The organism is Cellulosilyticum ruminicola JCM 14822 (genome assembly GCF_001311925.1).
GTDB lineage: Bacteria > Bacillota > Clostridia > Lachnospirales > Cellulosilyticaceae > Cellulosilyticum > Cellulosilyticum ruminicola.
In genome coordinates this window covers 1-18,274 of record NZ_BBCG01000022.1, presented here as the reverse complement: position 1 = coordinate 18,274, position 18,274 = coordinate 1, and the positions used below count along the sequence as shown (strand labels likewise).

General features: G+C 32.9%; 18 protein-coding genes, 1 tRNA gene and 1 rRNA gene. 10 read left to right on the top strand and 10 right to left on the bottom strand.

Annotated elements, in window-relative coordinates:
- Positions 1 to 174 precede the first annotated feature (174 nt).
- The gene (locus tag JCM14822_RS09160; RefSeq protein WP_054741709.1) at positions 175 to 750 is read left to right on the top strand and encodes a class I SAM-dependent methyltransferase; all 576 of its coding nucleotides are present in this window, start codon (positions 175 to 177) and stop codon (positions 748 to 750) included.
- 55 nt (positions 751 to 805) lie between these two features.
- Here JCM14822_RS09160 and JCM14822_RS09155 read toward each other — a convergent pair whose 3' ends face one another.
- Together JCM14822_RS09155 and JCM14822_RS09150 are read right to left on the bottom strand one after the other, a co-directional pair.
- A complete protein-coding gene (locus JCM14822_RS09155) occupies positions 806 to 1,303 on the bottom strand; it encodes a hypothetical protein (RefSeq protein WP_054741707.1) in 498 nt (165 codons plus the stop codon).
- Positions 1,304 to 1,308: 5 nt separating this feature from the next.
- On the bottom strand, positions 1,309 to 1,800 hold the full coding sequence (locus JCM14822_RS09150; protein WP_054741705.1) for a hypothetical protein: 492 nt from the start codon (positions 1,798 to 1,800) through the stop codon (positions 1,309 to 1,311).
- A gap of 199 nt (positions 1,801 to 1,999) precedes the next feature.
- On the opposite strand from JCM14822_RS09150, the gene JCM14822_RS09145 reads away from it, so the two are divergent.
- Positions 2,000 to 2,395, top strand: a complete 396-nt coding sequence (locus JCM14822_RS09145; RefSeq protein ID WP_054741703.1) for a PaaI family thioesterase — start codon at positions 2,000 to 2,002, stop codon at positions 2,393 to 2,395.
- 85 nt (positions 2,396 to 2,480) lie between these two features.
- On the opposite strand, the gene JCM14822_RS09140 is transcribed toward JCM14822_RS09145, so the two are convergent.
- Complete coding sequence (locus tag JCM14822_RS09140; protein ID WP_054741701.1) at positions 2,481 to 3,518, bottom strand: CshA/CshB family fibrillar adhesin-related protein; 1,038 nt, start codon at positions 3,516 to 3,518, stop codon at positions 2,481 to 2,483.
- 828 nt (positions 3,519 to 4,346) lie between these two features.
- Between JCM14822_RS09140 and JCM14822_RS09135 the strand changes: the two genes are divergently transcribed.
- Both JCM14822_RS09135 and JCM14822_RS09130 read left to right on the top strand, forming a co-directional pair.
- Entirely contained in the window at positions 4,347 to 4,907 is a 561-nt protein-coding gene (locus JCM14822_RS09135) for a VanZ family protein (RefSeq protein ID WP_054741699.1), read from the top strand.
- 80 nt (positions 4,908 to 4,987) lie between these two features.
- The gene (locus JCM14822_RS09130; RefSeq protein WP_054741697.1) at positions 4,988 to 6,784 is read left to right on the top strand and encodes a YhgE/Pip domain-containing protein; all 1,797 of its coding nucleotides are present in this window, start codon (positions 4,988 to 4,990) and stop codon (positions 6,782 to 6,784) included.
- A 70-nt stretch (positions 6,785 to 6,854) separates the two neighbouring features.
- On the opposite strand, the gene JCM14822_RS09125 is transcribed toward JCM14822_RS09130, so the two are convergent.
- On the bottom strand, positions 6,855 to 7,478 hold the full coding sequence (locus JCM14822_RS09125; protein WP_054741695.1) for a hypothetical protein: 624 nt from the start codon (positions 7,476 to 7,478) through the stop codon (positions 6,855 to 6,857).
- 142 nt (positions 7,479 to 7,620) lie between these two features.
- Here JCM14822_RS09125 and JCM14822_RS09120 point away from each other — a divergent pair, with 142 nt between their 5' ends.
- Positions 7,621 to 8,331: a PTS sugar transporter subunit IIA gene (locus tag JCM14822_RS09120; protein WP_054741693.1), complete on the top strand. Its 711-nt coding sequence runs from the start codon at positions 7,621 to 7,623 to the stop codon at positions 8,329 to 8,331.
- Positions 8,332 to 8,558: 227 nt separating this feature from the next.
- On the opposite strand, the gene JCM14822_RS09115 is transcribed toward JCM14822_RS09120, so the two are convergent.
- The 4 genes from JCM14822_RS09115 to JCM14822_RS09100 all read right to left on the bottom strand — a co-directional run bounded on the left by JCM14822_RS09115 (position 8,559) and on the right by JCM14822_RS09100 (position 14,573).
- Positions 8,559 to 9,665, bottom strand: coding sequence for a TolC family protein (locus tag JCM14822_RS09115; protein ID WP_054741691.1), 1,107 nt, complete (start codon positions 9,663 to 9,665; stop codon positions 8,559 to 8,561).
- A 74-nt stretch (positions 9,666 to 9,739) separates the two neighbouring features.
- A complete protein-coding gene (locus JCM14822_RS09110) occupies positions 9,740 to 12,778 on the bottom strand; it encodes an efflux RND transporter permease subunit (RefSeq protein WP_083461354.1) in 3,039 nt (1,012 codons plus the stop codon).
- A 3-nt stretch (positions 12,779 to 12,781) separates the two neighbouring features.
- Positions 12,782 to 14,035 carry an efflux RND transporter periplasmic adaptor subunit gene (locus JCM14822_RS09105; RefSeq protein WP_054741689.1) on the bottom strand — a complete coding sequence of 418 codons (1,254 nt, stop codon included), beginning with the start codon at positions 14,033 to 14,035 and terminating at the stop codon, positions 12,782 to 12,784.
- Positions 14,036 to 14,123: 88 nt separating this feature from the next.
- Positions 14,124 to 14,573, bottom strand: a complete 450-nt coding sequence (locus JCM14822_RS09100) for a MarR family winged helix-turn-helix transcriptional regulator (protein WP_054741688.1) — start codon at positions 14,571 to 14,573, stop codon at positions 14,124 to 14,126.
- A 224-nt stretch (positions 14,574 to 14,797) separates the two neighbouring features.
- Here JCM14822_RS09100 and JCM14822_RS20215 point away from each other — a divergent pair, with 224 nt between their 5' ends.
- The 3 genes from JCM14822_RS20215 to JCM14822_RS09090 all read left to right on the top strand — a co-directional run bounded on the left by JCM14822_RS20215 (position 14,798) and on the right by JCM14822_RS09090 (position 16,487).
- Positions 14,798 to 14,959, top strand: coding sequence for a hypothetical protein (locus tag JCM14822_RS20215; RefSeq protein WP_157047700.1), 162 nt, complete (start codon positions 14,798 to 14,800; stop codon positions 14,957 to 14,959).
- A gap of 86 nt (positions 14,960 to 15,045) precedes the next feature.
- On the top strand, positions 15,046 to 15,384 hold the full coding sequence (locus JCM14822_RS09095) for a DUF134 domain-containing protein (RefSeq protein ID WP_054741687.1): 339 nt from the start codon (positions 15,046 to 15,048) through the stop codon (positions 15,382 to 15,384).
- A 284-nt stretch (positions 15,385 to 15,668) separates the two neighbouring features.
- Positions 15,669 to 16,487, top strand: a complete 819-nt coding sequence (locus JCM14822_RS09090) for an Mrp/NBP35 family ATP-binding protein (RefSeq protein WP_054741686.1) — start codon at positions 15,669 to 15,671, stop codon at positions 16,485 to 16,487.
- A gap of 79 nt (positions 16,488 to 16,566) precedes the next feature.
- On the opposite strand, the gene JCM14822_RS09085 is transcribed toward JCM14822_RS09090, so the two are convergent.
- Positions 16,567 to 16,911, bottom strand: coding sequence for a phenylpyruvate tautomerase MIF-related protein (locus JCM14822_RS09085; protein ID WP_054741684.1), 345 nt, complete (start codon positions 16,909 to 16,911; stop codon positions 16,567 to 16,569).
- A 189-nt stretch (positions 16,912 to 17,100) separates the two neighbouring features.
- Between JCM14822_RS09085 and rrf the strand changes: the two genes are divergently transcribed.
- Positions 17,101 to 17,218 (top strand): 5S ribosomal RNA (gene rrf / locus JCM14822_RS09080).
- 4 nt (positions 17,219 to 17,222) lie between these two features.
- Positions 17,223 to 17,295: transfer RNA gene (locus tag JCM14822_RS09075), tRNA-Gly, on the top strand.
- Positions 17,296 to 17,361: 66 nt separating this feature from the next.
- Here the strand turns inward: JCM14822_RS09075 and JCM14822_RS20210 are convergent.
- Complete coding sequence (locus tag JCM14822_RS20210) at positions 17,362 to 17,526, bottom strand: hypothetical protein (RefSeq protein ID WP_157047699.1); 165 nt, start codon at positions 17,524 to 17,526, stop codon at positions 17,362 to 17,364.
- Positions 17,527 to 18,274: the final 748 nt, after the last annotated feature.

Sequence of the window (18,274 nt, the reverse complement as noted above, 5' to 3'; positions counted from 1 at the left end):
CTCAAAAGGCTATGTACTAGAAAGTAGTACATAGCCTTTTGTCATGCTATAAATAGGCATGCACCTATGAGATAAGCGTAATATTTTTCTATAAATAACGGGAAAAAGTAGTGGGGATGGATATAATAGGAGGTATATGAATAAGAATAAAACAATGGAGGGAATAGGAAAGTAATGATGAATTATTATAATATGAATGCTCAGGCATTTTTTAATGATACTGTAAATGCGGATATGAGTAAGCAGTATGAGGATTTTTTAAACTTGCTTCCAGTAGGCAGCAAAATATTAGATGCGGGCTGTGGTTCAGGACGAGATAGTTTAATCTTCATGAATAGAGGATATGAAGTAGTAGCTTTAGATGGTGCCATAGAAATGTGCCAATTAGCAGGACAGTACATTGGACAAGAAGTGGTGCATATGCAGTTTAGCGAAATAGATTTTACCCCTATATTTGATGGGATTTGGGCATCAGCTTCATTATTGCATGTCCCTAGTTATGAGCTAGAAGAAATATTAAAGAAGCTAAAAAAAGCCCTAACGTCACAAGGTATTTTATATGCTTCATTTAAATATGGTGACTTTGAAGGAAAAAGAAATGGTCGTTATTATCATGATTTAAGTAAGGTAAGCGCAAAAGAATTATTTTCAAATCTAGGTTTCAAAATCCTAAAAATATGGATAACAGGGGATCTCCGAGAGAAACATGCAGCTGAAAGCTGGCTCAATATACTTATACAAAATCAATAAAATATAAAAGGACTGTCACAAAATAACATTTTCTAAGACAGTCCTTCTATCTCCTCTAAGGTGTCCAAATACTAAGCTGAGATAGTGGAGATCTAGAGGGAGTCTGTGAAGTCGTTTCACGATACGCGTAGGAAAGTAAGGTTGCATCTCGAATTTTCTTGTCAATGAATGGATGTGGTGAAATAGTATTTAAAATTATTTGATTTTTTAAGATGACCTCGTGTGATGAGTAAAAAGAAATTGCATTGTAGTTAATATAGCCGAAGGTAAAAGCATGACCAGGGGTGTAAGGATGTGGTTTGAATTTAACTGGTATGAAGATAAGCTTGTCTGTGATGAGAAGTGGCAAGTTAGTAGCAGTATTTAAGATTTGCTTGCTCCAATTATGTAAGGCATCTTTGTTAAGTTTAGCAAGGAAGTAAAGCCTGCGTGCATATTGAGAAACATTTAGAGGTACAAATTCTTTCGTGGTGTCAGAATAGATAATGCAGGTACGACAATTTTGGTCCATATCATAGTGAGGAAAGAATGCATCAATATCTAAATAATTCACTTGTATCAACTCCTTATTGTTGTGTAAATATTATTCTTTCCACATAAATTCATATTTTTTTTATTATCTAAGTAGGCATATGTAAGTAATTTGGCACTTACTATTTTTTTATCAATGTAGGAACATGAAGAAAGTGTCGGTAATATATTTTGGCTTCTTAGAACAATTTTCGAATCTGTATAACTTGCAATAGAACCTAAATGAACATAACCGTAGCTGATTTCATGAACGGCATCTTCTGTCTGAAACTTAATAGGTAAAAAGATGTTGAGATTATCAATAATAAGAGGCATATGATGTTTAATGCCAGTTACTTTCGAACTCCACAAACGAATAGACCGATAATCAAGGCCTACATCACATAATAAATGAGACACAAATTGTCTCATATTATATGGCGAATATTGTTTTGTGCCATTACTTAATAAAATACATGTTTTTGCACTGCTATCATCCTTATGACAAGGAAAGAAAGCTTCAATCTCAAAATATTTCATAATATCATCTCCTTATAACAAAATAGAACACGTGTTCGATTTAATAAACTAAGTATATAGCAATTTACAGAAGATTACAATACAATTAATTGAAAATTATATAAAAAAATATAATATTTAATACTGCCCCATGGTACAATGAAAAATGTAAGTTATAGGGCAGTAAAATGGAAAAAAATATAATAGGAGGTTATGAGATATGGAATTATTAGAAAGAGCAAGAGTTCAGTTCAGTGCAGACCGTTTTGCTACAGAAGTAACAGGAATTACAATTGAAGCTGTGGCAGAAAACTATGCGAAATGCCAGCTTGTAATAGAAGATAAACATATGAATGCAGCCCATGCAGTCATGGGTGGTGCTATATTTACATTAGCTGACTTTGCTTTTGCAGTAGCGTCTAATAGTATGGGACGTTTAACGGTGTCTATGACAAGTCAAATTACATATTTAAATACTGCAAAAGGCAGAGTATTAATTGCTGAAACGAATTGTGAAAAAGCTGGTAAACGTACTTCATCTTATACCATACATATTACAGATGAATTAGGGACTAAAGTTGCTCAAGTAGCTATTACAGGTATGCATTTAAATTAAAAAGATGTATTTAAAGACAATAAAATAAGCACAACTTCTAGAATAGGAGGTTGTGCTTTTTAAATTTGTCAACATAAGGGGAAAATTAGTGATCACGATTATTACGAGGCTTAGTAGAAAAGACAATGAATTTTTGAATGCACTCATTACCACGGGCAATGGTAAGATGGAAGATATCGAAATTCATTCGGGCTGTGCGAGAGCTACCACTAAATAAAACGCAGTTATCAAAGAAAAGATAATTACCTAATTGGCCAGCGATTAAAAGTGGTGTCCCATTGAAAGAATGGTTTTTACCATTGTAATCAATTGATGTTAATTTATCACAGGATTTAAGTGGAAGTACGGAAGTGACATAGTGAGTTGGATTAATATAGTTAATATGATTTGATCGCATAGCTGCTAATGGTGTACAGTTTTTGCACTGGGGAATAATAACGCCGAAAGCGAAGCCTTGCCTGCTATCTACAATGGTAGTCTTTGCAGTGACTTGGCAAGGAGATTGGGTAATAAAAACACCAGCAGAAGTGCTTTCTCTGGAAGAGGTGTTACCTACTTCTGTAACAGTACGCGTATTTAAACCGCTGATACTAGGTGTGCCAGAAGTGAAGCCACTTAAAGAGGGTATTTCTTCAACTAATTCCCAAGGTGAGCCATCTGTTGTGACTGACCAAACTTCAGGGGAGAAGTTAGAGTGTTGTCTTGTAATGGCGGCATCAGCTGCAATGATGAAATAATCATTTATAATATCACCATAAGTATCTGTAACGGTAATATTGCGAAGTGCAAGTGTGACGTTGAGTTCATCGCCATTTACAGAGGCGTTAGTCATATAAAGTGCCACATGACCTGGAATACCTGTATATGCAGTATTTCCAAAAGGGGATGCTGTAGAAGTTGGAATGGTAGTCCCTTCGAATTTTATTTGATTAAGAGAAGTGGTATTCCCTTGAGTAGATAAGCATAAATCAAAAGAAATAAGATAGCCGCCTGTAATAGCATTTGTTACAGTTGCTGTCGGGGAATGTTGCGATAAGGAAAGTAGGGTACCAAAATCAATCCAACCAATGTTAGATGCCAGTATACCTTTACTATTAGAAGCAGCATATTGAACTTGTAACATAAGGAACCTCCTTGAATATAAGTTACCTACTATATAATATTCAATGCTAGTGTAACAGTCCCTTGATTTTTAAGAATTACTAGATAAGGAAAAAATTTTAATAAAATAAAAGGTATTAATGAGGTATATTTTAAGAAGTACTTACATAATATACAACATGTACATATTTAATATTATGTCATGAATTTCAAGGTATAGAGAAGATTAGTGCAAAGAGAGAAAGATAAGAGAAAATGGTGGAAAAACTTAGATTTTTTAAAAGGAATGATATTAAATGTAAAAAGATAAAAAGAGAATAACTCACAAAATTTAAAAGCCATCTGTGGATTTTCGCAAATGGCTTTTAAATTTTGGGATTTTCCTCAAAGTTATACACAATCTTGGGATAAGTTCTGTGATTTCTGTGGAAAACACAGAAACTAACAATCACAGCCTATGGATAACTTCTGCGAAAATTGTTTAAAAATGTGAATAACCTATAAAATATAAAATAAATGCACACAAAAGTTATACACATATTCTTGTGGAATAACTGTGTATACTGTGGATAAGTTTGTTTTGTTACTTTATTAGTTGTGGATAATGTTAAAAATACTCTCGAATAAAGGTGGAATATAATTCCCCTTTTAATTGTGTCCAAATTTGTAATTATAATGTATAGAAAATGAATATACAAGTAAAAATTTAAATAAATAGTAGAAATAGGTATAAATTATTTTGGTTTAAATCTTAACTATAAAATAATATGGTTTTAGTTGCATAACAGAGAGAACATGGTATCATTAATAAAGTAGATTTGTTGGAACATAAAATCAAGGGGGTGCCATCATGTCAATTGAGATGATTATGCAATATATGTATACAACACTTATGGTGGCTTTACCAGTATTTATAGGTGTGGCTATTTTACGTGTAATTCGTTTAGAAAAGAAGAAGAGAACATATCATTTAACTTGGAGCAGAGAGCTAGGTGTACATTTTTTTATAATGTATATAATTAGTCTTTATGAAATCACAGCCATTAGATTTGGACTTGGATTAAGTATGGAGAGTATGATAATGCGCGAAACGAGGGTTAATCTAGAGCTAATGAAGGTTTTGATAAAATGGTTTCATTTAGGCATTTGGTGGCATCTTTTTTATAACGTAGTAGGTAACTGTGTATGGTTTGTGCCATTGGGGATTATGGTACCGACTTTGTGGAAAGAGACAAGAAGCCTTTGGAAGGTTACGATAATAGGGATGATTACTTCAATATCTATTGAAGTACTACAGTATGTATTATGCACGGGAGTAACTGATATAGATGACGTCATATTTAATACATTAGGAACAATTATAGGATATTGGATTTGGAAGAGAATTTATAATATGTTTAAGAAAAAATAGGGCTCATGTGTATATATTGCATGAGTCTTATTTTTTTGGAAATCATAAATCAATGGATGTTAAATAAGGTAGGTAATATAATGAATATTCGGCAAATGTTTAGGCATGATTTAAAAAGTATTTTTGTAAATGAAGGAGTGTTTCTTCTTATTCTTTTAACACTTATTTTGCCCACTATATTTGTAAGTTTTATAATCGGAGCGAATCAACAGCCAATGGGTGATTTGGAGAAGATTAAAGTGGCATTAGTTAATAAAGATCAAGGTGGCATTATTAATGGGATAGAAGTAAATATAGGGCAGGAAATAGTAGAAAATATTAAAAATGCTGAGGGTATAAGCTGGCAGATAGTTACTTATGAAACTGCACTCAGGGAAACCTTAATTGGACGTTACTATGGACAGATAATTATTCCAGAGGATTTTACTAATAAAGTTGCTACACTAGATACAGCACAGCAAGAACTTCCTAAGGTGCAATATGATATGAATTTTCAAGAAAACATTTATGCACCAACTTTTAACACAGTTAATAATGCTAGCTTGCAAGCAAGTATTCAACGAAGTATTATTAATGAAACTAATAAGGTGATAAAGAGTGTTATAGGAGATGTTAAGCTAGAAGGCATAGAAGATAATAATTTAAAGTTGAGACAAGTAGCTGAAGCAATGCTACTATTGAATGAGAACAAGAATTTATATTTAAAGCGACTTGAAGAATATAAGGAATTATCAGGAGAAATAATAGTTTTACTTTCTAATGTTGATAATAGCATTATAAATTCTAAGATAGATAGAATGCAAATAGAGCGTTTTCGAGTGGAATTGCAATCACTTCTAGATAATACAATTGAACTAGAAAACGAATATGAAGGAACAACTGGAAATGAATTAGGTGCAGGATATAAGAAATTAACGGTTACTTTAGAAAATATAATACAAAACCTAGACTATGTTAAAGATGAAGGACTACAGTTTCAAGATAATATAAAAACATTAAGACGAGTAGCTGCAAGATTTTATAATATAGTAGATCAAATATATGATGCTATTATAGAGCTAGTAAAACATACAAATGGTGCAGAATCTAAATTAGGCTTTTTAGCACAGGGTAATAATGTTGAGAAGCTTATTTATAACCTTAAAAATAATCCAGAGTTAGTGGGTGAATATTTAGAGGCACCAATGTTTATTCAAAGAGTTGAAAATGAAGATATATTTAATGAAAATATAACTGTAGCGCCATTTGATATAGGAGTTGCTATGTGGATTGGTAAGGTAATACTTGTAACATTGCTATCTATTAATTTCAGAGGTAAATTATCTAGCGGTAAGAAAGAAAATCAAATGGAAGAAGAATTTATATTAATTCAGGAGTATATTTCTAAAGGATTATTCTTTATTGTATTAGGCATTATACAAGACTTCCTAATGATATGTGTAGTTAGGTTAGTATTTAATGTAGGGACTACTCATCCTTTTTTATTTTTAGGAATAGGGCTTGTGGGAAGCATTACTTTCTCAGTAATGATTTATACGGCAGTGAGTGTTTTTAGATATATAGGTAAATTGGGTATTTACTTTATATCTATTTTGCAGCTATTTTTATTAGGTGGGGTATTTCCATTGCAGATTATCCCAGATATATTTTTTAGAATTAATACAGTGATGCCATTTATTTATGTGGTAGGAAGTTTTAGAGAGCTGCAGGTAGATTTTGTATCAGTAAATCTTTATAAGAGTGTAATTATACTTTTAATATTTACAATTTATACTATTGTATTTGGGATTATAGGCAAAATCTACTTAACACCTTATATCAAAAAGTTCTATGAGTTATTGCAAAAAAGTGATTTATTTGTATCATGGAATAGATAAAAATGAATATAATAAAACTAAAAAAGTATGGTGAAAATGTCATTTTTACCATACTTTTTTGTTGAATTTATTAATATTCTTTTAAGGTAAGTGGAATATATTTAAGAGCTTCAATATTTTCTGTATAAGTTGATTCGTCTCCACTAATACTAATAGAGTAGAAGAAATCGTTTGTCTGTGCATAAACAAAGTAAGCTTTATTGGTTGTATTTTCATCCACATTCACAGTTAATTCATAGGCTTTAGCCTCTAGAAGGTTATCAGTTTCTAGTGTAATAAGTTCACTAGCATCTGCCATTGAAAGGAGTTTTGGAATCCCTTTCTTTTCATAAAGTTTAATGAAAGCATCTAGATTGTTGCCTTGCATTTCTTTGGATACAGTAGAAATAGGATAGTAATCTACCATAGCAGTTAAATGTCCAGATGCATCATCTACAATTAATAAATCCGTGTTTTCAGTATCTTGGACCCAGGTTTCTGGTAAATCTATAGAATATAAACCGTTTTTAATCGTAAAGGTTTTTAAGTTAACATCTGTAGGCAATTCAAGTTTTTGAAGGTTTGCCAATGTATTTTTAGCAGTAGTGTTTTCAGTGGAAGTAGCTAGATTAGAAGATGGTTGACTGCATCCTATTATAGAAATTGCAAATGTTCCTATAAGTAAGCTAAATAATAATGTCTTAAATTTTTTCATTTGAGGACTCCTTCTAAAAAAAATGCATAAACTTAAGATTATTTTATATTAAAAATAAAAGATGCACAATGAAAATTAGAATATTTTAAATATGTAAGGATAATAAAAAATACTAGGATATAAGTATGAAAGGAGAAAAGAGATGCTAAATAAAAGTGCTAGTATAGTTATGGGTGCGGCATCAAGTGATATAGTATCGTCTACAAGTTGGATTACTATAGTATTTATAGCAATTATAGCGATTATAGCTATTATATTTATTTATAAAGTTATAAGAAGTGGTAAGATAGAGGATAAACATGTTACAAGAGTAATGACAGAACCTATTAAAAAAGATGAGGTTGCTGAGGGCATTACACCATTAGGGCCAAAAGAAGAAGAGAGAGAAGCGGATGAAGTCATTGCTATGCCTGTTTCAGGAACACTTATGTACTTATCAGATGTACCAGATCCTATTTATGCAGAACAGCTCAAAGGAGAAGGCTTCGCCGTAGAACCTAATGAAGGTAACATAAATTCACCTGTTAAAGGGCGAATTATGGAAATTGCCCCTACAAGGCATGCCTTAACCATTGAAACACCCGCTCAAAGAAAAGTTCTCGTGCACATTGGTGTAGAAGCGGCGACTTTAAAAGGAGAAGGTTTCATATGTAATGTACAAGTTGATCAAATCGTAGAAATAGGAGAAGCCTTATTTACTATAGACTTACCAAAGGTTAAAACTAAAATTCCCTCTGTAGTGACTTCTGTAGTATTTACCAACCTTAAAGATTATGAAAAGGTTATTGTTAAAGACACAGGATATGTCAAAGCAGGAGAAGTAGGACTTGTTGCTATTGAAGAAAAATGTTGAAAGTTATAAAAACCTTGTTTACTACTAACTTAGTAGGTATATAAAATAATAAAAAATTCATTTATTTTAAAAAGTATTACAAGGGGCCGAAAAGCATACTTAGAGGAGTAGCGGATTCTTTAGATAAAGAGAAAAAGGAAGATTTACAAAAGTGTTGTAAACCTTCCTTTTTTATATAAGTAATGTTTTGAAAAAGTGAGTGATAGCACTTTCACCTTATATACCGACTAGCTCCAAGGTTTCTGTAAAGTTTGAACCAATAAGTTATAACTATTTATAAGCGAAACCAAGTTGAAGGACAGGTCATCAAGTTTAATGGCTTGTTGTTCATACTCAAGTTTAGTCATCATACCAACTTTACGTTGAACAGCAGCAGTGGCTAATTGTTTTTCTATTAAAGCTTTTTGTGATTCAAGTGTATTGATTTGTTCTTCCATATTAAGAAGACTAGCATAGCTTGATAATAGATTTTGCACTAATGTATCTTTGCTGTCTTTTACATTAAGTGTAGCAGAGCTTGCAGAGTATTTTGCGCTTAAGTATTCTGCATAAGTTGGAGCATAAGCTGAACCTGTCACTGGGTTTATGAAGTTTTCAAAGATATTATCGCTTTGAAGAACAGCTAATTCATTTTGATACTTAAGATATTTGTCTGCATTTGTTTGGAAGTAAGCTTTTGGATTTTCAAGTCTAAAAGGTTCGAAACTTATGCTGTTTTCTAAAGCATATTTATTTAAATCTTTATTTGTAAGCATTAAGAAGGCTTCTTTTTCACTTTTAAGTGTTTCTTCTTTAGCTAGTTTATTAGCTTCTAAATTTTTGAGCTCTAGGTTGGCTGCATCGATTTGAAGTGATATTGCCATTCCTGCTTTCTTTTGTATTTCTAAAACTTTAATTGCTTCTTTTTTTAGAGCAATATTAGCTTCAATGTTTTTGATTTCTTCACCAATTAAAATGATAGAATTATAGCGTTTTGTAATATCTGCAGTAACTTTATCTTTTAAGAATTCACGTTGTTGAACGTTTTGATTATAAGAGATATAAATTTGTTGGTATTTATAAGCTCCAATATCATCCATAGAATTCATTTGTTCTTGGAGAAGTGTATGTTGTTGTGAATTAAGAGCTAAGCTATTGTTTTTAGAAAGTGCACCTTTAATAGATTCTTCTAAAGTTAAGATAGGTAATCCAGTTGTTTCATCTATAGTAGCAACACTAGTGGCAACAGAAGTGTTAGGAGCTGGCGTTATAGTAATATTTGTACTTGCGAATAAAGGCGTACATACTAATGTACTTAAACTGATTGCAGTTATTAATTTAGTTAGGAGTTTCATAAGTCACCTCGATTAGATTTAAGCAATACATATGGAGAATATATTACCTAAGTTATTTTTGTTTATAGTATAGATTATTTTTGAGCTTTTAAATCCCCACGTCTTTCAAATATTAAGTAGATTGTAGGAATTAAAACTAATGTAACGAGTGTACTGATTGTTAAACCACCAGCTACTACAACTCCCATAGGCTGCATTGTTTCAGCACCTTCTCCGATACCAAGGGCCATAGGAAGCATAGCAAGTACTGTAGTGAGTGTTGTCATAAGTACTGGTCTTAAACGGCTGGCAGCACCTTTTGCGATACATTCCATAAGTGACATATCTGTTTCTTTGCGAAGTTGTTCAATGTAGTCAATAAGTACGATACCATTATTTACTACAATACCTACAAGTAAGATTACACCGATGAATGAAGGGATACTAAGTGAACAGCCAAATGCTAATAATGAAACCACAACCCCTACAAATCCAAATGGTAGAGAGAACATGATGATAAATGGTTTCTTGAATGATTCAAATTGAGCAACCATAACCATGTAAACAAGTAAAATCGCCATAACGAGAGCGAGGGCTAAACTTTGGAATGATTCCATCATCATTTCTGTTTGTGCACCTTGACCTACTTCATAATCTCTAGGAAGTGTAAGTTTTGCAATGGCTTCATTTGCAAGTTTTTGAGCAGTACCAGAATCTACACCATCAGCGAGAGTGGCAGAAACTGTTACGATGTACTGTCCATCAGTTTTTCTAAGTGTCTTAGCTGCAATATGTTTTTCAAATGTTGTAAACGCGCTAAGAGGAATCTCTTGGCCTGTTTTAGAAGATTTCACTGTAAGTCTTTCTAAATCATCTAACCCATTTACTGTGCCATCTTTAAGTTGTAAATGAACGTCAACTGTAGAACTGTCGATTCGGGCAGTTGTAACATCACTTCCTTCAAGAGCCATACGTACAAGAGAATTAACGCTTGCTACACTTACGCCCCATTCAGTAGCACGTTTTTGATCAATATGTAATCTGATTTCTTCAGATGTATCAGCAATACTTGTTGTAACATCCAAGAAGCTTTCAATAGGTTTAAGTGCATTGGCTACATCTATAGAAATGGTCTCTAATACATCAAGGTCAGGACCAGAAACTTCTACAGAGAATCCACTACTAGACATCATCATACTATCATCGATAGAAATAGAGATTGTGCAGTCAGGTACAGTAGCAAGAATGTCACGAACTCTATCAGCGATTTGTTTAATGCCTTCTTCACGTTCCTTTTTTGAAGTAAGTTTTAAAGCAATAGTTGCTGTGTTTGGATTACCCATAAGAGACACTTCTTTTGTAAATGATGTTGTCATAGAAGTGATTTCTTTTATATCTAATAATTTCTCTTCAGCCATGGCGATGTAGTAATCACTGGATTGCACATCTAAGCCTTTAGGAAGTTCGATGCTTACAGTCATAACCCCTTTATCTGCACTTGGCATAAGATCTGTTCCGATTTGTCCTACCAAACCAAATGAAGAAGCTAAAAGAACGATAGCTAATAAAATAGTTATAAATCTATGATTAAGAGCTAGTCTTAAAAGTCTTTCATAAGCATTTTGGAATTTACTAAAGATAAATGAAGGCTTAGAAATTCCACTGCCACCTACTTTCATTTTATTAAAGATAGCTGGTACAAGTGTGATTGCTACAAATACAGAGAAGAGGAGCGAGTAGATGATAGATAGTGAAAGTGATGTGAACATCATACGAATCATACCATCTGTGAAAATCATAGGTAAGAATACAGCCACTGTTGTAAGTGTAGAAGCGATAATCGCTCCTGATACACTTGTTGTTCCTATAATAGAAGCTGTTTCAAGATCAATATTTTCTTCACGTTTCTTAAAGATGTTTTCAATAACTACAATGGAGTTATCTACTACCATCCCTACCCCCAGCATTAAGCCACTTACAGAGATAAGGTTTAATGTTTGACCAGAGAAATACATAGCTGCAATAGCACCAATGATTGAAAGTGGAATAGCTAAAGCAACGATGAAAGAAGCTTTGAAACTTCTAAGAAATACTAATATAACTAAGAAAGCGATGCCAGCACTTAAGAATAAAGTTGACCATACACTATTCATAGATTCATTAATATAATCACTTTCATCATAAGAAAGGACTAATTGGTATTCAGGATTTTGTTCGTTTAATTCATCAATTACTTTATAAACCTTTTTCATAAGTTGTACAGTATTTGATGATTGTTGTTTATTAATATCAATAAGTAAACTGCTTTCGCCATTGTAACGATAAAGGGATTCTGATTTGGCTACGTCATATGTAACTTTGGCAACTTCGCTTAAGTTAATTGTTTTACCTGTGTTTGTAACGATTTGAAGTGTTTCGATTTCATCTACAGAAGTTAACTCTTCGAAGCTACGAATTGTAAATTGATCTTGCCCTTCAGATAATGTACCAAATGGATAAGTCATATTGGCACTACTAAGAACAGTTGCCACTGTATCCATTGTCACTCCGTAACGAGTTAATAATGTAGGGTCTACATCTACAGTCACTTTATAAACCTGTCCCCCACGAATATCAGCAGATGTTACCCCTGAAATTTGTTCTAGGCGAGCTTGTACAGTGTCTTCAGCATAAGTCATAGTACTATTGCTATCTAATTTACTTGTAAGTACTAAAGTACCGATAGCAGCAGCGTTAATATCTACTTGAGAAATAGTAGGGCGTTTCGCGTCGTCTGGTAATCTGCTTTGTACGCTGTCTACTTTGTCACGAATTGTACTCATGATTTCAGACATTTCTGTACCGAAATCAAATTGCATCATAACTGCCGACATACTTTCCGTTGAAATAGAAATAACGGTATCCACCCCACCGATAGCAGATACGGATTCAGCAATGACATCAGTTACTTGCTCTTCGATATCTGAAGGTCCAGCACCACTCCAAGTAGTCATAATTGTGGCTACTGGCATATCAATATCTGGCATGAGGTTAACTGGCATTTTAAGATATCCCAGAGTCCCAAATACAACGATAATACAAAATACCATAATCATTGTAAGTGGGCGTTTTACAGAGACTTTAGTTAAATTCATAAATTAAGCCTCCTTTTTTTCTACAGGATATAAGAAAGTACCATCTTCAATAAGAGAGAGCCCTTCAATAACAACACTGTCACCAGAATTAATACCACTTGTGATTTCTACTGTATCAACATTAGTAAGTCCAGTTTCTACAGCTGTTTTTACAGCGTGATTATCTTTACATACATAAACGTATTTTTGACCATCTTCTTCGAAGATTGCATTTCTAGCAATAATTAAAGTTTCATTACTTTGTTTATCTATAAGTTTAGCTTCAGCAGCCATACCTGCTAAAAATTTATTGTTGCTATTATCAACAGTAATATCAACAGTATAAAGTCCTGTTTGAGTATTTGGAACTTTGCTTACCTCAGCTACAGTTCCTTTAACATCTGTATCTGAGATTGTGACAGCTAATGAGTTGCCTACTTTGAATTTAATGACATCAGTTTCTGTAACTTGTAATTCAACTTTTAAAGTTCCTAAGTTAGAAATAACGAAGGCAGGTGCACTTTGAGCAATCATTTCTCCGTCTTTAAAGTTAGAAGTTGTAATTGTTCCACTTACAGGAGCAGTGATTATAAGTTTGCTTAAGTTGCTTTTGGCTGTATCATAAGCTACTTGTGCTTGAGAGACATTTTGTTTTGCAAGCTTTTGTGATTCTGGAATTACTTGATTTTTTGTAATGTCTAAAGTACTTTGTGCTGCTTGTAAACCTTGTTCAGATTGAAGGAGTGCAAGTTCGATTTTTTTGAACTGATCTTCTGTAATTGTTTCAGCATCATATAATTCTTTGTACATATCATAATTACGTTTTGCTTCATCATAACCAATCTGTGCATTTGTTACAGCGTTTTCAAGTTGATTAATTTGACTTGAAACACTACCACCGATAGCACTTTCATAAGAACGCTGTGCAGTTTCTAAAGACACTTTAGCTTGTTCGATGCTTTTGTTTAAATCTGTAGCATCAATTGTGAGTAGGACATCACCTTTTTGAACTCTTTGTCCAGTAGAGACATGAACCTTTTGGATTTTACCTACAGTTTCTGCAGTAACAGAGGTATCTCCAGAAGATTTAGTACGGCCACTAAAGGTATTTGCTTTAACGATATTTCCTGATTTTACGTTTTGTACACTTACAGCAATAGGTCTATCTTCTGTTGTGGCAACTGTTTCAGTATTTGAAGAAGTCTCCGTATTGCTAGCGCCACAACTACTTAAAATAATTGCCATGCATATAAATAAGGCTGGTGCTAATTTTTTCATTGTTTCCTCCTATGTAATCAATAATCTGTATATAAAAAGTTAATAAGCAAAAGCTTAATTAATAGCTTATTTTACGAAGTTATAAGGCCTATGCATTAAATTTAATAGGACAAATATCTGTAGTATGAACGAAAGAATGGACTTTTTTTAAGATACGGATACTATGTAAAACATCTTCTTCACCTATAAAATCCATAAACTTTTTCCAAAAGATGAAGATATCCTCTTTTCTTGCATCAGCAAAGGATTGCCCCGCTGGAGTAATTGTTACAAGAATTTTACGACGATCATTTGCATCTATTTCACGTTTGATTAATCCCTTTTTCTCTATACTTTTTAAGATAGCAGCGATTCGCGCTGTGCTTACATTAATATCTTTAGCTAATTCTCCAGGAAGAGCATAACCTCCACGATGCGCTAAGGTTAAAAGTAAAAAGACCTCTCCTTTTGCACTTATAGGTATATCATTAGCTTGATGATGCGAATGAAGGTCATATAGGAGTTTTAAAATTTCATCGAAATATTTTTCATAATCCATTCGTAATCTCCTTTCCTAAATATGTAATAGTGTTTATATCTAATACTGTTAGGTATTTTATCACGAAGAAATAAACAAGTCAATATTTTCCGTTATCTCTCCATATTTAGTGAGAATTGCTAAATTAGTTACGCCTTCAAATAGTATCAAGCTATTTTAAACTTATCTTCAACAATATAGGGTACTTTATAAAAATCTAGTATATATTTTTGAGAGGTGAAAAAATGCTAGGTAAGAAGATAGCATTCATTATATTAATTTATGAAGAGATTAAAGATGAATTTACAGTGCAGAATCAATTACAGGGAATAGGAAATGTGATTGACCATAAAGTGAAAATCGGTGTATTAAAGGAGGAGAAAAGAGATATAATAGAGTGTAAATAACATAGTTGACAAATGGGCATATGCACATTATACTGCTAAATGTAATGTGCATATGCCTGTTTCGTGGGTGTAGGAGGTGGCAGTAAATGCCTCGCATAACTAAAAATAGAAGAGTTTGTGTTGAACCAATCAATAAAGTGTTTAATCCGGAATGTTCTTCTGATGAGCGCATTATTTTACAAGTGGAAGAATTAGAGAGTCTAAGGCTTATTGATTTTGAAAGTTTAGATCAAGATGCAGCTGCAAAACGTATGTCAGTATCTAGAGGTACATTTCAGCGTATCTTATATGCAGCAAGACATAAGGTGGCAGAAGCATTAGTTCAAGGCAAATGTTTGGTCATAGAGGGTGGAAACTACGAGATTTCTCATACAAGATGTGGCCAGGACAAAGTTTGTAGTGAGTGTAAATTTAAGGATAATTAAAACCAACTAAGAGATGTTGTTTAAGAACTTAGTAAAGATAAACATAGTTTAAGATAAGAGCACTATTAAAAGCCCAACCAATTAACGATTACACTATAACAAATCTATATCAGTTCAGAGCTTAGACAGATGATTATTTTAAAGAAGAGTTTTAAATACTACAGATCTTAGTAGAAAGACCCCCTGATGATAAGAATATACAGCACGTAATTTTAAAATCTTAGATTTATACTTCATTACAAATAAACGGTACGAATAAAATATTCGTCAGAGGAGAGAAAGAGATGAGTGAAAATTGTCAAAGCAGTTGTGGGAGTTGTAGTAAAGATTGTTCTTCAAGAAAGGATCCAAAAAGTCTTTTAATACAACCACATGCACTTAGTTCTATTAAAAAGGTAATAGGTGTCGTAAGTGGAAAAGGTGGCGTTGGTAAATCAAGTGTTACATCAATACTTGCAGTAGTAATGAATAAAAAGGGTTATCATACAGCAGTATTAGATGCAGATATTACAGGGCCATCTATTCCAAAAGCATTTGGAATTACAGAAAAGGCTTATGCCAATGAACAAGGCTTATTACCAGTTACAACAAAGACGGGTATTGATATTATGTCTATTAACCTTCTTTTAGAAAATCCAACAGACCCAGTTGTGTGGCGTGGACCTGTTATTGCGGGTACTGTTAAACAATTTTGGCAAGAGGTTATTTGGAAAGATGTAGACTACATGTTTGTAGATATGCCTCCAGGTACAGGAGATGTACCACTTACTGTATTTCAATCTATCCCATTGGATGGCATTGTAATTGTAACTTCACCTCAAGATTTAGTTTCAATGATTGTTGGAAAAGCCGTTAAGATGGCGAACATGTTAAATGTACCTATTCTTGGATTGATTGAAAACTATAGCTACTTTAAATGTCCAGACTGTGATAAAGAACATAAGATTTTTGGTGAGAGTCATATTGAAGAGACTGCTAAACAATATGGCCTCGAAGTACTAGCCAAATTACCAATTGATCCAGCCATTGCTAAAGCTTGTGACAGTGGAATGGTTGAAGATGTCAATACAGACATAATGGAACAGGTAACCTTAAAATTATAGAGTATATATAAAAGAACCATTAGTGAGTACAATCAATACACCAATGGTTCTTTTTATTTTTATATTTATATAGAAGAAACTAAAAATTAGCTCCATTCCAACCCCAGTGATTTAGGAAGTCATAAGTTATATAAACTTTATTTGGTGCAAGTCCTAATTCTTTTTCATATAAACTACAGATTTGTTGAGTAAGTTTGCTAAGGACGTCATCAGTAGTAGAACCGAAGATCTTGACTTCTACAAAAGCACCTTTGTCAAGTTTGTTACCACCGAAGAATAAATCATAATTATCCTCAAAACCTACCATAAGAAAAGTTTCAGACTTCCCAGGAATAGTAGAGATGATTTGACCTAAAGCGGTTTTTAATACTTCTTGTTTTTCAGGAGTAACCTGACAACTGATTTTTGAATTAATAAATGGCATATGTAATACCCCTTTCTTCTAATAGAATATTAATACAATTTTAGTATAACACAAAGTAAACGATATTAATCAGTAAGTAGAATAAGTTAGTAATGAAGTTCTTGATTTAATATTGAAATTTAAAAATATGTTGACATAGGTAAGAAGCTAGTGTAAAATAAAACATGTCGTTAAAACAACGGAATATTTTCTGGTGATGATGCGCTTAGGGGACACACCCGTTCCCATCCCGAACACGTCGGTTAAGACCTAAGCGGCTGATGATACTTGGCTGGAGACGGCCTGGGAAAGTAAGTGGTTGCCAGATTTATGCGCGAGTGGCTCAGTTGGTAGAGCATCTCCTTGCCAAGGAGAGGGTCGCGGGTTCGAGTCCCGTCTCGCGCTCTTTTATTTAGAAAACCTTAAGTTCTTTATTTAGAACTTGAGGTTTTTTGCATATATTATTTATTATTATTCGATTTTAGTTTTATCAGCATTAGCTCTTATGAAGTCACTGTATTGAGGTGTTCCAAAACCGTGACCACCTGCCATGTTATGAATAAGACCTGTTGCAAAAAAAGATTCATCGCTGGCAAAGTATAATACAGCATTTGCAATATCTTTTGGCTGAGCCATTTTATTTAGAGGAACATGAGATAAGAAGGAGTAAATATATTTGACGTTTAAGCCTTTTTTGCTAAAAGGTTTAATAACTTCTAAACTTTCATTTTCTAAGTGAGCAGCCGAATAAGTTGTAGCACCATTTTACACATTCTAGAAAAATAAATGTGTTTTCTTGCACATATGAAAAATGAAGTGATTAAGGAAAGCATAAAAAAATAAAATGATTCATAAAATAGATTAGCCATAAATGGCTAATCTATTTTATGAATAGGGGAAGTAGTATGCCAGATAAAGGTAATAGTAAATCTAATTCTACTAAAAAGGAAAAGAAATAATAGAGAAGTATAACATTTTAATATAAGAAGAAAGTAATTAAGGTACAAGAAAATAAAAAGTAATAAGAAAGATAGAGGAGTATAGTAGATGTAATGCGTTGAAAAGTATGTATTACTATGCTCTTTTGAATGGAAAAGGCATATTTAGTATGATAATGACTTATATTATCTTAAATATGTATCTATAAAATAATTAACATAATAAGCTGAAAGGTAAGTAGGAGAAGGGGTGTAAGCTATAAGTAGTATATAATGGAAGAATAAAATGAAAAAAGTCGATAAAAAGTGTTGACGAGTGTAAGAGAATGGTGTAATATTATACAAGTCAGCGGCGGACAACGTAGCTAACAAAAATAAATGAACTTTGAAAACAAAATAGTAATCATATAAACCAGTCGATTCATTAAATCACTTTAAGTGATAAG